At 67.1% G+C, this 12,843-nt stretch carries 15 protein-coding genes and 1 pseudogene; 9 read left to right on the forward strand and 7 right to left on the reverse strand.

The window, feature by feature from the left end; genetic code table 11:
* The 4 genes from DQW85_RS41650 to DQW85_RS45240 form a co-directional block, all read left to right on the forward strand.
* On the forward strand, positions 1-399 hold a 399-nt coding region (locus tag DQW85_RS41650; protein WP_205315812.1), incomplete at its 5' end, for an HRDC domain-containing protein.
* 126 nt (positions 400-525) lie between these two features.
* Positions 526-1,398 (forward strand): acyl-CoA thioesterase II, encoded by an 873-nt coding sequence (tesB, locus tag DQW85_RS41655; RefSeq protein WP_113705244.1) that lies wholly within the window; start codon positions 526-528, stop codon positions 1,396-1,398.
* Positions 1,399-1,892: 494 nt separating this feature from the next.
* Positions 1,893-2,162 carry a WhiB family transcriptional regulator gene (locus DQW85_RS41660; protein ID WP_113705245.1) on the forward strand — a complete coding sequence of 90 codons (270 nt, stop codon included), beginning with the start codon at positions 1,893-1,895 and terminating at the stop codon, positions 2,160-2,162.
* A 47-nt stretch (positions 2,163-2,209) separates the two neighbouring features.
* Positions 2,210-2,404 carry a hypothetical protein gene (locus DQW85_RS45240; RefSeq protein ID WP_162795797.1) on the forward strand — a complete coding sequence of 65 codons (195 nt, stop codon included), beginning with the start codon at positions 2,210-2,212 and terminating at the stop codon, positions 2,402-2,404.
* Positions 2,405-2,560: 156 nt separating this feature from the next.
* Here DQW85_RS45240 and DQW85_RS41665 read toward each other — a convergent pair whose 3' ends face one another.
* The 4 genes from DQW85_RS41665 to DQW85_RS41680 all read right to left on the reverse strand — a co-directional run bounded on the left by DQW85_RS41665 (position 2,561) and on the right by DQW85_RS41680 (position 6,408).
* Positions 2,561-3,415, reverse strand: coding sequence for a DUF92 domain-containing protein (locus DQW85_RS41665; protein ID WP_113705246.1), 855 nt, complete (start codon positions 3,413-3,415; stop codon positions 2,561-2,563).
* Positions 3,416-3,429: 14 nt separating this feature from the next.
* Positions 3,430-4,440: a UbiA family prenyltransferase gene (locus DQW85_RS41670; RefSeq protein WP_162795798.1), complete on the reverse strand. Its 1,011-nt coding sequence runs from the start codon at positions 4,438-4,440 to the stop codon at positions 3,430-3,432.
* Between the two features lie 73 nt (positions 4,441-4,513).
* The gene (locus tag DQW85_RS41675) at positions 4,514-5,827 is read right to left on the reverse strand and encodes a hypothetical protein (RefSeq protein ID WP_162795799.1); all 1,314 of its coding nucleotides are present in this window, start codon (positions 5,825-5,827) and stop codon (positions 4,514-4,516) included.
* Between the two features lie 14 nt (positions 5,828-5,841).
* Complete coding sequence (locus tag DQW85_RS41680) at positions 5,842-6,408, reverse strand: AAA family ATPase (protein ID WP_113705249.1); 567 nt, start codon at positions 6,406-6,408, stop codon at positions 5,842-5,844.
* A 140-nt stretch (positions 6,409-6,548) separates the two neighbouring features.
* On the opposite strand from DQW85_RS41680, the gene DQW85_RS41685 reads away from it, so the two are divergent.
* The 5 genes and pseudogenes from DQW85_RS41685 (at position 6,549) to DQW85_RS47400 (ending at position 9,518) form a co-directional block, all read left to right on the forward strand.
* Positions 6,549-7,835: a serine hydrolase domain-containing protein gene (locus DQW85_RS41685; protein WP_240197776.1), complete on the forward strand. Its 1,287-nt coding sequence runs from the start codon at positions 6,549-6,551 to the stop codon at positions 7,833-7,835.
* A 1-nt stretch (position 7,836) separates the two neighbouring features.
* On the forward strand, positions 7,837-8,796 hold the full coding sequence (locus DQW85_RS41690; protein ID WP_113705251.1) for a class I SAM-dependent methyltransferase: 960 nt from the start codon (positions 7,837-7,839) through the stop codon (positions 8,794-8,796).
* Between the two features lie 3 nt (positions 8,797-8,799).
* Positions 8,800-8,955, forward strand: a complete 156-nt coding sequence (locus DQW85_RS45245) for a hypothetical protein (RefSeq protein ID WP_162795802.1) — start codon at positions 8,800-8,802, stop codon at positions 8,953-8,955.
* A gap of 43 nt (positions 8,956-8,998) precedes the next feature.
* Positions 8,999-9,283 (forward strand): annotated as a pseudogene (locus DQW85_RS48450) (methyltransferase domain-containing protein); the annotation flags it as partial.
* Between the two features lie 37 nt (positions 9,284-9,320).
* Positions 9,321-9,518 carry a hypothetical protein gene (locus DQW85_RS47400; RefSeq protein WP_240197772.1) on the forward strand — a complete coding sequence of 66 codons (198 nt, stop codon included), beginning with the start codon at positions 9,321-9,323 and terminating at the stop codon, positions 9,516-9,518.
* 21 nt (positions 9,519-9,539) lie between these two features.
* On the opposite strand, the gene DQW85_RS41700 is transcribed toward DQW85_RS47400, so the two are convergent.
* From DQW85_RS41700 to DQW85_RS41710, 3 genes are read right to left on the reverse strand one after another with little or no spacing between them, the layout of a single operon-like run.
* On the reverse strand, positions 9,540-10,505 hold the full coding sequence (locus tag DQW85_RS41700) for a patatin-like phospholipase family protein (protein WP_113705268.1): 966 nt from the start codon (positions 10,503-10,505) through the stop codon (positions 9,540-9,542).
* Positions 10,505-11,899 (reverse strand): PLP-dependent aminotransferase family protein, encoded by a 1,395-nt coding sequence (locus DQW85_RS41705; protein WP_113705253.1) that lies wholly within the window; start codon positions 11,897-11,899, stop codon positions 10,505-10,507. The genes DQW85_RS41700 and DQW85_RS41705 overlap by 1 nt, the downstream gene beginning before the upstream one ends.
* Positions 11,896-12,753: a TauD/TfdA family dioxygenase gene (locus DQW85_RS41710; protein ID WP_162795804.1), complete on the reverse strand. Its 858-nt coding sequence runs from the start codon at positions 12,751-12,753 to the stop codon at positions 11,896-11,898. The genes DQW85_RS41705 and DQW85_RS41710 overlap by 4 nt, the downstream gene beginning before the upstream one ends.
* Positions 12,754-12,843: the final 90 nt, after the last annotated feature.

The raw sequence follows: 12,843 nt of genomic DNA on the forward strand, positions 1-12,843 counted from the left end.
CTCACCGGCCGCGCCCCCGCCCAGGCGCGCGCCTCCTCGGCCGGACGCTCGGGCACGCAGCCGGGGGCGCGCGAACGCCGGATCGCGGCACCGGTGAGCTGCCGCGTCTGCGCCAGGACGCTGGTGGCCGCCGCCGAGCAGAAGCTCGGCCGGTGCGGCACCTGCCCGGCCGACTACGACGAGGCCCTGCTGGAGAGCCTCAAAGCGTGGCGCACGGCCACGGCCAAGGAGTCGAAGGTCCCGCCGTACGTCGTCTTCACGGACGTGACGCTGCAGGCCATCGCCGAGCGGGTGCCGACGAGCGAGCAGGAGCTGCTGTCCATCGCCGGCATCGGCCGTGTCAAGCTCGACCGGTACGGCGAGGCCGTCCTGTCCCTGTGCCGCTCCGCCGCCCGCTGACTGCGCGGCGCGCCACCGGCGTGCTCCGCGGCGGAGTGGTTTGGTAGGACATAGTCGACAAGCCAGACTCGCCGTGCGAACGGTCAGAAGCCGTGCGAACGGTCAGAACTCGCAAGGGGGGGACTCGTGAACGAGGCCCTGAAGGAGCTGCTCGACCTGCTCGACCTCGAACAGATCGAGCTCGACATCTTCCGCGGCCGGAGCCCGGAGGAGCGCATACAGCGCGTCTTCGGCGGTCAGGTGGCCGCGCAGGCACTCGTCGCGGCGGGCCGCACCGTGCCGGCGGACAGGAGCGTGCACTCGCTGCACGCCTACTTCATCAGGCCCGGCGACCCTTCCATCCCCATCGTCTACAACGTGGAGCGCGTGCGTGACGGGCGCTCTTTCGCGACGCGCAGGGTGGTCGCCGTCCAGCACGGCAAGGCGATCTTCACCATGTCCGCCTCGTTCCACGTCTTCGAGGAGGGCGTCGAGCACCAGGCGTCCGTCATGCCAGTCGTGCCCGACCCGGAGACGCTGCCGACGTTCCAGGAGAGGATGTCCGACCTGGTCGGCGACTCGCCCGCGTTCAGGGACTGGCTGTCGAAGCCGCGGCCGGTCGACGCCCGCTACGCCTCGCCGCTGACCTGGGAGGCCCACCGCAACCCGGAGTTGCGCAGCGCGAAGACCAACGTCTGGTTCCGCTATCACGCCGAACTCCCCGACGATCCGCTGCTGCACGTGGTGCTGGCCGCCTACGCCTCCGACTTCACGCTGGTCGACACGATCCTGCTCGCCCACGGCATGGCCTGGGGGGCCTCGAACATCATGGGCGCCTCGCTCGACCACGCCATGTGGTTCCACCGGCCGTTCCGGGCGGACGACTGGCTCCTGTACGCCCAGGAGTCTCCCTGGGCGGGGGGCGCCCGCGGGCTGGCGCGCGGTGAGATGTTCACCGCGTCGGGTGACCTCGTCGTCTCGGTCGTGCAGGAAGCCATGATCCGTGTCACGAAGTCGTGAAATCGCAGGTAGAAAATCTGTTGCCCGTTCGCGCGTTCCCGGTTTAGGGTCATGGTCAAGCGAGTCGGACGGTCCTGTTCGACGATCCCGGAGCGGAGGTGAGTCCCCAGTGATCAGCATTCAGATGTCGGCCACGCAGTGGCCCACTTCCGCATGCCGTGACTCGGTGAGGCTTGTCGATGGCCCCGCCAAGCTGCGGCAAGAGAAGTCTGCCCGTAGCCAGGCCCCCGCCTACCCGTACGCCCACTTCGGCGTCCAGGGCGTGCCGGCTCTCGTCACGGGCGCAGCAGTGCCGACCCAGCAGATCACCAATGGTGGAATGCGTGGTCCGCAACCCTGGAGGGATGCTCCGGTCATAACCTGACCGACACAGAGCAGGCCCCCAGGCCGCGGATCCGCATACAGGATCCGCGGCCTCTTTGTTTGTCCGTGATCCCCGACCGCCTACGAGGTGCACGACCAAGATCAAAAAGATCGATCAAAAGGAGAAGCAGATGGGGGCCAAGACGATCATGGACCTGATCGACGAAGCCAAGATCCCCTGTCGTACCGACCCTGACCTGTGGTTCGCCGAGTCCCCGGAAGACGTCGAGTTCGCCAAGGCGCTCTGCGGCGACTGCCCGATCCGGGAAGCCTGCCTGGCCCGCGCGCTGGAGCGCGAGGAGCCGTGGGGCGTCTGGGGTGGCGAGCTGATCCTGCGGGGCACCGTCGTTCCCCGCAAGCGGCCCCGTGGCCGTCCCCGGAAGCACCCGGTCGCCGCCTGAACCGAACCCGCGCCAACGCACCGACACACCAGAAAGCAGACAGACAGATGAGAACCATCACCACCCGGAGCCGCGAAGTGCCGAATCTCTTCCATGATCTGGTGAATGACCGAATACAGACCCTCCACCGCGAGGCGGAGGAGCAGCGCCTGATATCCCGCGTCCGCCGCGTACAGCGGGCCCGGCGCCGGGCTCAGCGCGCGAACGAGAAGCTCGAGCGGGTCCTCCGCGAGGACTGGTGACCCGTGAGGCCCCGCCGCCGGCGCGGGACCTCCCCCCTCAAGACCGGTGATTCAGCAAGGGCCGGGCGCGATCATCGCGCTCGGCCCTTCGGGTGCCGCGGCTGCGATTCGTGCGGGTGCCCGCTGTGCCACGAAAGGCATGGCCGACGTTCTACTTCAGGTGAGTACGAAGCTCAGGAGCACGGCACACACGGCCGATGCGGTGTTTATGATCTCGTTGCTTCGTGGAAGCCTGGAGAGTCGACGCCTTCCTCGGAGGCCCGTGTCGAGCAACGCGCCGACTTGCCCGCCGATCAGAACGGCCAGGCCGGTGCGTAGATCGGCGTGAGCGCAGGCACCGAGGGCGGCCAACGTCGAACCGAGGAACCCCATCAACGTCCCAGTGATCGACATCGCGCCTGGCGTGCCGTGGGGGACCACGAGGCAAGTGGGCGGCATGCGCGCTCGACTGGGGAGGAACGGACCGAACTCGCTGGCGAACACGTCATTGAGCGCGAACGACAGCGGCGCGAAGAGCAGGATGACGGCCAGCCGCTCCTGCGGATAGACGGCGACCGCCAGTGCTGCCGGTATCAACACGGGAAGCAGGTCCACAATGTCTCGTCGTGGGTCCGCCGTGAGCGTCGGGGTATTGGCGCGGTGGAGCCGCCCGGCGGCGTTTCCCCAGCCCAGGAGGAAGGCAACGCTGATGGTCCAGGAGAGCGGCAGCCGGGCGAGGACCGTGAGACCGCCCAAGGCCACGATGGCCGCCGCCCCGGTCGAAATCTCGCACCGCTGCCAGAACGCGACGAGTGCGGCGGAGAAAGCCACAGCGGCGACAGCTTTCGCGGCCGCGGTCAGATGAGCCCAAGCGGCCAGGCGCTCCATCCCCATGATCGGTGCGATGAGCGCCAGCTGGGCCGCTACGCCGGCTAGGCCGCTCGTCCGGGCCAGGCGCAGTAAAAGGAGCAGGCCGGTCGATGCGGCGAGCCAGCCGATCCAGAGCAGCGATAGCCGGTCTGTCGGGGACACGGTCAGACCAGCGCCTAGAGATCGTACTCGCCGCGGAGGTGGCGATGGGGCCGGGCCTCAGACGGTCCAGAGGGAGGCTGGTCCGGAATGGCCGAGTCCGCTCCGGAATCGCCATCGGACACGATTCCTCTCGTCAACCGTCCTGAGATAACCCGAACGCGGTAGTAATGACGCACTACCCGGAACCACGTGAACATGACCACGAAACTGGCGACGCCGAACGGCGGCGAAATGACGAACAGGAGCGAGACCTCAGCCAGGAATGTCGAGAACCAGAAGGGGCCCAGGATGTCATCGTTGGCCTCCCGTGAACCGAGCGATTCCTGGCGGCGTGAAACAGCGCGAGCAACCCCGACTGCGAGCGCCGCCAAAGGCGCGGCCAGGATCACTGCCCGCCACGGCGCAGCGACGGCAACGCCGAGCAGAGCGATCAGGACGGCCTCCGTGAAACGGAAGCCGGCCGAGATGAGAAGTGTTCGTGACGAGCCGAGGCGCACGGCCAGGGTGAAGTTCCCCGCATCGGGGTCCCGCACGGCATCGCGCACCTGATTCACCAGGTTCATGACTATCCCGTGGGTCACGGCCACCGCCAGCAAGACGACGAGCAGTCCAACCGAGGCGCGGGGTGACAGCAGCCATCCCCAGATCGCCGTGCCCGCAGAGCCGGTGGAGGCGAGCAGCGCCGAATAGCTCTTGGACTTGGTCACCCCGTACAGCGCGCCGATGCCCGCTCCCAGAACCATCGTGAGAAGGACAAACGCGACGGTCACCGGGCGGTCTGCGAGAAACACCAGCAGGGCGAGCAGGGCGACCCCACAGGCGACAGGCAGGGCCAGCCCTTGACGGCGGCTGATCGCGCCGGACGGTATCGGCAGGTGTGGGGCGGTGACGGCGTCCTTGGGCGCGTCGTAGACGTCGTTGAGCGAGGTGATCAGGAGCTGTGCGAAGATCGCGAATGCGATCAGTGCCAGGGTGCGCTCGCCGGAGCTCGGGCCCCCGCCGATGAGCCACCCGGCCAGCGCCATGGGAACCTTCCCGAACATGCTGGCTGGTCGGCCGAGCCACCATAGGGCCTCAAGTCTACGGCGAAGCATTCGATCAACTCCCTGTCTCGAGCGGGTGGGAGGTGGCTATCGACCACGCGGCGAGCACGCGACGCAACTGATTCGGCTCGTCGCTGAGATTGACCCGGAGCAGGAACTCGGTGCCGTAGAGCTCCTGCCAAATCGTGCAGTTTCCGCCGAACAGCAGGCTTGGGTTGAGCTTGAGCCGTAGCCTTCGCCCCACTTGGTTCACCCAGCGCACCAGGTCGCCTCTGGAGTGTCCGCGCACTCTTGCGGGCAACCGGAGCAAGCAGGAGTAACCGATCTGGGGCTGCGTCGCCGAGCTGCCCTCTCTGGTGAAGACCGGCTGCGCGAGGGCCCAGTTCGCCGCGTAGCGGCGGGCCATGCGGGCCAGGTGCTCCACTATGCCGGCTATCAGCGACGCCGGGGGCAGAACCTGTCTGCACGCCGCTCCGCCCACGCCGGCGCAGGCCTCCCGCAACACGTCCTGTGCGGCGCCCCGCGACGTGGCCCGCGACGACTCCCAAAGGTGATGCGCTGCCACGACCAGGACGTACAAGAGGATGATCCGTCGGGCCACCAGGCTGACGGAGTACGTGCTCTCCAACTGGTCGTAGCGCGCCACGTCTTTCACATGGTCGTTCTTTGTGATCAGCAGGCCGGCGCGTGCCGCGGGAACTGCGAAGTCCTTCGAGGCGGTTAGGGTGATGACGGTTCTTGTGAGGTCACGCCCGGAAAGCGAAGCCCATGGCGGGGGGTGATTCCCTATCACGAAGACACAGTCGACGAGCGTGAGCGCCGGTTCGGTGAGATCTTCGACACGTGAGCCGACGAACCCTGTGACGCCGTTGGGAATCGTCTCCATCACAAGCGTCCTTGGCCGGCCTGGATGAGTCGGAAGCGCGAACACCTGACCGGTATCCGGCCGGTAATAGCAAGACACGGGTACGTCGCGACGCAGCGCGGACAACTCGGCGGCGAAATAAGTAGGTAATGGCAACGCGACGGTATGGCAGGAATCCTGCACGGACTGGAACACCAGACTGATGCCCTTGGAGGAGCCTTCGATGACGAATAGATCGTCGGCAGTCACACCGCTTAATCCCAGAATGTTCGCGAGCACCGCCGCCATCGCGGTCGTCTCCGCCTCATCCAATGGGTGCTGGTAATCAGCTAGTCTTGCTACGGACGTAAGATTGGACAGCTCCGACGCGAGAAACGTGAACACGCCGGGCGGCGGGCGAAAAAGATTGCGCCCGGCGCCGAGTTGCATGGAGCCGGCGGGAACACCTTCTCGAAGTCTGTGGTAGATCCGGTAGCTTTCGGGCAAGGGCTGGGCTGCGGCCATGGGGAGTCCCCAGCTCAGGAGGTGTAAGGAGAATCGAGGACCGACAGGATTTGCGCCCGCATGGCTCCGACAGGCTGTGTCGCATCGATTGACACGGCGCCGGCCTGCTGTGCGGGGAACGCGAGGCAGCGTTCAATCTGTTGCTCCGCCCATGATCCGTGCCTCCCGTCACGCGACCATAGACGCTGCAAAAGAACATTCGGGTCCGTGTGGAGCCAGAACTCGCGCACCGGCACGCCGTGACGGAGCAGGCGACCGAGGATGGCACGGCGTGCCTGCTCGTCCACCAGCGTCATGGGAACGACGAGTGGCCGGATGCCCAGCCGCAGCGCACAGAGCAGAATGGTCGCCGTCAACCACCGCCATAGCCGGTAATCCTGGAAATCATCAGGCCTCCATCGCTTCGGCGTGACACGATGCAGGAGCACTCCGACAAGTTCCGGGTCATATATGTGGTATTTAGGACAAGCCACGCGGAGCGAGCGGGCGGCGGTGGTCTTTCCCACGCCGAAGGGGCCGTTGAGCCAAACGACCATGGGCTGGGTGCCGTGGGCGGAGTCCGCGTCGATCGGCTTGCGCACGAGGAAAACTTTACCGGCCCCTCCGCGCTATTACTATGCGGCAGACGTGCGAGAATAGAAGCCCTACCTGGTGGCCTGGGAACGTCATCATGCCGGAACTTCTGTCGCAAGTGGTCGCAAACTCACCTGGTGCGGTGGTGATGGCAGGCATCGTCACGGCCGGACGCGCGATAGTGCGAAGTTCGAGATCCGAGCCGACGTGGGCTCGGGGTTCGCCGCGGTCGCCTCTCAGGCTCGGATCTCTGTCGAAGTGCGTGACCGCGTCAGCCTTGCTCGGCCTGGCGGCTGATGGATTGATCGACCTGGACGCGTCACCGTCGGACTACGTTCGGTTCCCCGCCGCTCAGTGGCCTGTGCAGGTGAGACATCTGCTCAGCCATTCGGCTGGCTTCGGGCTTCATGTCCACTGGTCCGATCGGCTGAACCCGGCTGCGGTGTGGGGCCTGCGCGTCGGCAGCTTGACGCGGGTGGACCGGCTTGCCGCGGTGCCTCAGTCGTTCGAACCAGGTACGGGCTGGCTGTATGGACACCTCTCTAGCGCTCTGGCCGAGCGGATCATCGCGAGCCGCGTCGGCGGGCCTTTCTCGGAGTGGATGAACGACCATTTCCTTCCCCGATGTGGGATGCATACTGCCGCGTTTGGATGCCGGAGCCGGCACCAGCATGTGGTGCCAGGGACGGCACGGGTGGTAGGTCGACTGGTGCGGCTTCCGTACCTCGCTCCGGCCAGCGAGGCCGCATGTGGTCTATCGGCGTCGCTGGACGACATGCTGACCTATGCGGGATCCATCGCGGCGGGCCACGGACCTGGGCTCAGTGCCGACGTGTGCCTGGCCCATCTGTCGAACGGCCTGCCAAAGCGACCAGACTGTCCTTTCGTCACCACCGGATTTCGGTCGACTGCGGTCGCGGGCCACACATTGATCATCCACGGTGGCAACTGGTGGGGTTACAGCGCCAGCCTTGTCCTGGATCGGTGTTGCGGTCTGGCGGTGATCTGTCTCGTCTCCGGTCCACCTGTCGGAGCCGCGCAGGCGACCGCCCTGGAGATTCTGCTACGGGTGGTGCATGACACCGGGCAACGGCTTGAGCCGGTTGTGATCCCGAACGAACGCTGGGAGTTCCGCGGGATGCCGCCGCACGCGGATCTCCACCTTGTCTTGCGGGCAGGTCGGCACGCCGGTCTGCTGGCCTCCTGGCGATGGGGGCGGGGGCCGATCCGGCGCGCGCCAGTTCTGCGCGACGTCCGCAATCCTCAGGGACGGTTCGTAGCCCGGAGCGCCCACGCGAAGATCGAGATTGCGCTGGCCGGTCGCGTGGGTGAGGAAGTGATGTGGGCGTCCGGCTCCCGTCACCGGTTCCCTGTGATCGCCGCGCTGCGCCCCACCCGGTCTGGCCGGACCGCCTTCTGGCAGGAGGTTGACTGACATGAAACTTAGACTTGGTGATCGCCCCTCCAGGACCGCTCAACACACAGCGCTCGCGCGGGCGGTCGCGCACGAACTTGGTGTGCTCAACGATCCGTTCGCGTTCATGCTGCTGCGGGGCGGGTGGTCGCTGGCGGCACGGATCGCCTTGTCTCCAGCGCTCGCCCGGCTCGGCGTACGCAGGGTGTTCCTGCTTCGCAGCGCGCAGGCGTGGGTTCCGCTCAGCTATCTCACCGCGCGGACCCTCTTCTTCGACGACGCCGTCCACGAAGGCATCGCCCGGGGTTGCAAACAGATAGTCACCATCGGTGCCGGCTACGACGTTCGTGCGCTGAGATTTGTCACGCCAGGCGTGACATTCTTCGAGGTCGATCAACCCGCGACCCAGGCGGACAAACGACTCCGCCTCGGTGTGCTGGGCGAAGGAGACTGCGCCAGGTTCGCGGGCGCCGACGTGGAACGGGACGACCTCCACGCCAGCCTGCGCGCTGTGGGGTATGACGCCGCGAGCCCGGCCATTTTCCTGTGCGAAGGCGTCATCGAATTCCTGAGTGAGGCGGGTGTCACCCACCTCCTCACCGGCCTCAGAGCCTGCGCCGCGACAGGCAGTACGCTCGTCGCGAACTTCCCCACCAAGCAGGAGGCGCACGAACCGTCTGTCCTGTCCCATGCCGGAGCGAGGCTCCGACGGTCACTGCGCCGCATGCGCTCGGAGCGGCCCAGGTTCAACATCCCCGACTGGGAGGTGCCCCCACTGCTCCAGGGGGCCGGCTGGCGCCCCGTGCGCCGCTTCGATGCTTACGAGGCTTTCGCAGCCCATCTGGCCGACCGGGGGCTGCCCTACCCGGCCATAAGGGGCGGACGGAGCCTGGTGGTGGCGACCGCGGCGGACAGCGGGCCGCCAAGCTACGCGCGAGATGGTTCTCTCCGCCTTCCGGTCCAGACGACGGCGCAGGAGTAAAAGATGCGCGACGAGGAGGCCGTCGTCGGCTACTACCGCAGATTGGAGTCGAGATGGGGCTACCGGCTGATATTGAATGGGCGGCGCCACCTTGGCTACTACCCATCGGACAAGCGCCGGCTCTCCGTGCCACGGGCCCAGCGGCTCATGGAGGACTAACTGGGCGCGGCGATGGCGCTGCCATCCGATGCGATGGTGCTCGATGCGGGAGCCGGCGAAGGGGCGCCGCTCTCACCTTGCCGCCGCCTTCTCTCATCGGGTCGTCGGAGTCGATCTCATTCCGGAAAGCATCCGCCGCGCCCGCCGGGAGGCTCTCCGGCGGCGCCTGGACCGACGCACCTGGTTCGTCGTATCCAGCTATATTGTGACTCCATTCAAGGCCGCGGCGTTCGATGGGGTCGACACGTTGGAGACACTTGTCCACGCTCCCGACCATCGGCTGGCGTTCCTGGAGTTCAACCGCGTCCTCAGATCCGGTGGCCGGCTCGTCTTGTTCGACCAGGCGGGGGTTCGACTGTCTCGACGTGCGGGACCTCACCGAATCTGTCGTGCCCATGGCTCGTCTGCTGCACAACCTTGGCTATGTGCCCTACCGGCTGGCCCGTCTCGTCGCGCGAGAGGGGACCTTCATCAACGCCATGGGCGCGGTGGAGTTCTTCAGGATGCGCGATGTTCTGAGGTGCAACATGGTGATCGCACGCAGGCGGCGCGCGAAGGCATGACGCGTCGTGTCACCTGATCGACTAGGAGCCAGCGCCCTGGAGTTCGAGGAACCGCTTGGCGGCGACCCGCCCGGCCGCGACCAGTGCCTGGCGGGCCGCGTGGTCGATGTCGAATCCGTGCACCTCGATGGCGCTCGTATCCACGTATATCGTCCGCCTGTTCACGCCGCCGTCCTCCAGGGAATAGCGGGTCCAGTCCCTGGAAAGCGTTTGCAACCGTGCCAGTTGGATTCCGATCGCGGTGGTGATCGGGCGGTCGTCGGTGACCAGGGGTTCGGCCGAGAGCTTGACCCCCCACGTGGGCCAGCGCGGCGATGCTCCGTCCGTACGGTCGAAGACCGTGATGGGGAATCCAGCCACGACTCCGCCATCCACCCACGTCACGCTTCCACTCGCCGTTGCCATCCGCACGGGACGGAAGACGATCGGCAGGGCGGATGACGCCCATACCGCGGCGGCCACGCTCTGCTGATCGGCGTTCCTGCCGTAGCGCCGGTAGTCCCAGGGAAGGCGGACAAGAGTCTGACGTGACAAGTCAGTGACATGGGCCACGACCGAGTAACGCTGGAACACGGCAAGGGAGCTCTCCGGATCGTCGAGCGCGAGATCTTCGAAGGTGCTCACGCCTACTTTCGCCAACTCGTCCGCTAGCCACTGGACAATCCTTTCGCCTGAGTAGGCGCCGGCGTGCAGGGCGATCTGGACGAGGTCGCCGAGCCTCCCGGTCAGGCGCTGAAGCTTCGATCGCTCCAGGAGCCCGTCGTAGTCAAGCCCCTCCATGACCCTGAGCAACTCGTGGGGGTCTCTGCCAGCCCGCTGGAACGCCGCGACTAGCGCACCGACGATCGCGCCACCGCTCGTGCCGGCGATGCGAGGGAACACATACCCGGCTTCGTCGAGTTCGAGGATCGCGCCGAGCAGCGCGACGCTCTTCACCCCGCCTCCCTCCAGGACCAGGTCGGCTCTCCGCACGCCGTCCGCTGTCATCACGCCTCGCCCCCGCTCGGAGCGCTCACCGACAGTGCCGGATCGATGTGCCGGTGTCGTATTGAGCTGGCCAAGCCGGCGATCGGGTCGGACACGGAGAGCGCGGCCCTGGCGAGTTCGTCTGCCCTCGCCAGTAGGGGGGAATCAGGAGGCAGTTGGTGGCGTCTGGTCCGGGCGGCGCGCAACGCCGCGACGTCACGCGCGATCGTGGTGGATGGACGCGCCCCGGAGACCGCCGCGGCGATCAGGGCCGCCACCTGAGGCATGTCGGCGGCGGTCAGGCCGACTGCGATCGGCTCGGCGACGCCCAACCGTAAGGCGGGCTCCCCATCCGTGCCCGGCAGATCGTTCAGGACGTTGACGTGGATGCCGCCGCGTTCCAGGCGTTCGGCAGCACTGACCGCGTCGACGCCGGTGCCGTCCGTCCGTGCCCAAAGCTGGTGGCAGCCGGTGTAGCCGTGCTCGGCGGCCTCAGGAGTCAGACCGGCGGCGTCCAGAGCGGCACCGAGAGCCTTCGCGGCGGCTACGACCTCACGGGCATAGCCAGGTCCGTCACACGCGACGAACTCGGCCAGAGCCAGCCCGAGCGAGCACACGGCGGCGAGGTGATGGGACGAGATCATCTCCACCTGAGCGGTCGCCACGATGTCGGCCACCTCGCGGTCGCACGTCGCCAGGATGGCCTTCTGCGGGCCTGGAAACGTCTTGTGCATGGAGCCACCGAAGCTATCCGCGCCGGCTGCGAGGGGATTGGGCAGTGCCGCCCCGAGCACTAGGCCCATCGTGTGGGAGACGTCAACGTGGACCCGTGTGGCGCCGCCTGCCGCGCGTACGGCCGCGACCGCGGCCGCGATGTCGATGGGGAACAGGCCGTGGCACAGATCGAGGTACACTAACCGCGGATGGTGCCTGGCCACCAGCCTGGTTAGCGCGTCGTAACAGATGTGGTACGGATCGGGCCCGCCGATCAGGACTGGTCGCAACCCCAGGCGCCGAGCGAGCCCAGTGGTGGCGTAGTGCCCGCCGTGCGTGGGATCTATCGAGGCCACCGTGCTGTCGGGCGGACCGCCCAGCGCCGAGAGCACCACTGTCATGGCATGCAGCCCCGACAGGGGCCGCACGTTCACGTACGTGGCCCCGGTTAGGTCACGTAGCAACGGCAGGGTCAGCTCCGTCTCGATCCAGGACGCGTCCCGGCCCGCGGGAAATCGGCGTGTGCCTGGATCTCCGTCGGGATCGAAGAAGTACCGGTGCGCGGCGTCGGTGAGCTGCGGCAGCTTGGCCAGCGCAGAGAAGCTGTTCTCGGAAGGGATCATCGTCAGGGTACGGCGTGCGCGCTCCTGTTGGCGGTGCAGTGCCTCGAGGGCGCCTTCGAGGAGTCCATGTACGTTCATCGTCGCGCCGCTTCCCGCGCGGAGCTGCGCTCGCCCACCACGTCGGCGCGGAAGAGCCCGCGCAGCATCAGGCGAGGCTGCGGTCCTTCCGTGTACGGAGTGCGGCCGTGACAGATGCGCGCGTTGGCCATGATGAGTCCCTGCGCTGAAGACAGGCGGAATCGGAGGTGGAAGGGCGATCCGGGGAGGGCCAGGGCGTCGAGCGCGTCCAATCCGCGACGCAGCGTGTCCATGTCCCCGTCCCTCGGGCACCAGCGATCCACGTTGGTCCGCGCATACCTGGTCAGCAGGTGCCCCGCCACCATCCCGAAAGCGGGCCCGGCGCTGCGCTCGTCGCAGTCGTTAACCGTTGCGGTTCGTATGAGCACACCGGGCGACATCAGCGAGACCGCGGCGGCCCAATCGCTGCGGGCGAGCTCGACGAAGGCTCCGGTGGCATTGAACAGGATCGAATCGCCGCCGGTCGCGGCCGGCCTCACGCACAGCAGCACAGAGGTGCGTATCTCACCCATCGCCTGCAGCGTTCCGTCGATGTGCCAGTTCTGCCCCACGGTTGACGTCGCAGGATGCATCGGGGCACCGGGCACGGCGTTCGCGGCGCTCAACTCGGCCACGCCGCTGTCATCGACCTGCACGGAGCCCCGCCTGCGGTAGATCGGTGGTAGGAACGGCTCTCCGAGCCCGAGGTGGCGGGCCAGAGCCAGCAGATCGCTTGGAGTAGGCGGCTCGTGTGCCTCGATGAGGGCGAAGCCGGCGTCGGCCACCCGGTCCGCGACTTCGCGCAACTGCGCGCCGTGCGCGGCACGCAACGACAAGGTGATCGGGCGCAGGTCACGATCGGGATCGAAGGCCACGAGCCCCGCAGGGGTTCCTCCAGCGGCTAGCGCTTGGCGCAGCTGAGTCGCTGCGGCATCGGGAGCACTGACGTGCATGACAGTCTCCTT

Source organism: Nonomuraea lactucae (assembly GCF_003313395.1).
GTDB classification, from domain to species: Bacteria; Actinomycetota; Actinomycetes; order Streptosporangiales; family Streptosporangiaceae; genus Nonomuraea; species Nonomuraea lactucae.

What these genes read in the sequence shown, in the direction of transcription:
- DQW85_RS41660 (WP_113705245.1), top strand. Translation starts at nt 1,893, where the DNA reads ATGGGGGCCAAGACGATCATGGACCTGATCGACGAAGCCAAGATCCCC.
- DQW85_RS45240 (WP_162795797.1), top strand. Translation starts at nt 2,210, where the DNA reads ATGAGAACCATCACCACCCGGAGCCGCGAAGTGCCGAATCTCTTCCAT.
- DQW85_RS41670 (WP_162795798.1), bottom strand. Translation starts at nt 4,440, where the DNA reads ATGGCGCTGGCCGGGTGGCTCATCGGCGGGGGCCCGAGCTCCGGCGAG.
- DQW85_RS41675 (WP_162795799.1), bottom strand. Translation starts at nt 5,827, where the DNA reads ATGGCCGCAGCCCAGCCCTTGCCCGAAAGCTACCGGATCTACCACAGA.
- DQW85_RS41685 (WP_240197776.1), top strand. Translation starts at nt 6,549, where the DNA reads ATGGCAGGCATCGTCACGGCCGGACGCGCGATAGTGCGAAGTTCGAGA.
- DQW85_RS41690 (WP_113705251.1), top strand. Translation starts at nt 7,837, where the DNA reads ATGAAACTTAGACTTGGTGATCGCCCCTCCAGGACCGCTCAACACACA.
- DQW85_RS45245 (WP_162795802.1), top strand. Translation starts at nt 8,800, where the DNA reads ATGCGCGACGAGGAGGCCGTCGTCGGCTACTACCGCAGATTGGAGTCG.
- DQW85_RS41700 (WP_113705268.1), bottom strand. Translation starts at nt 10,505, where the DNA reads ATGACAGCGGACGGCGTGCGGAGAGCCGACCTGGTCCTGGAGGGAGGC.
- DQW85_RS41705 (WP_113705253.1), bottom strand. Translation starts at nt 11,899, where the DNA reads ATGAACGTACATGGACTCCTCGAAGGCGCCCTCGAGGCACTGCACCGC.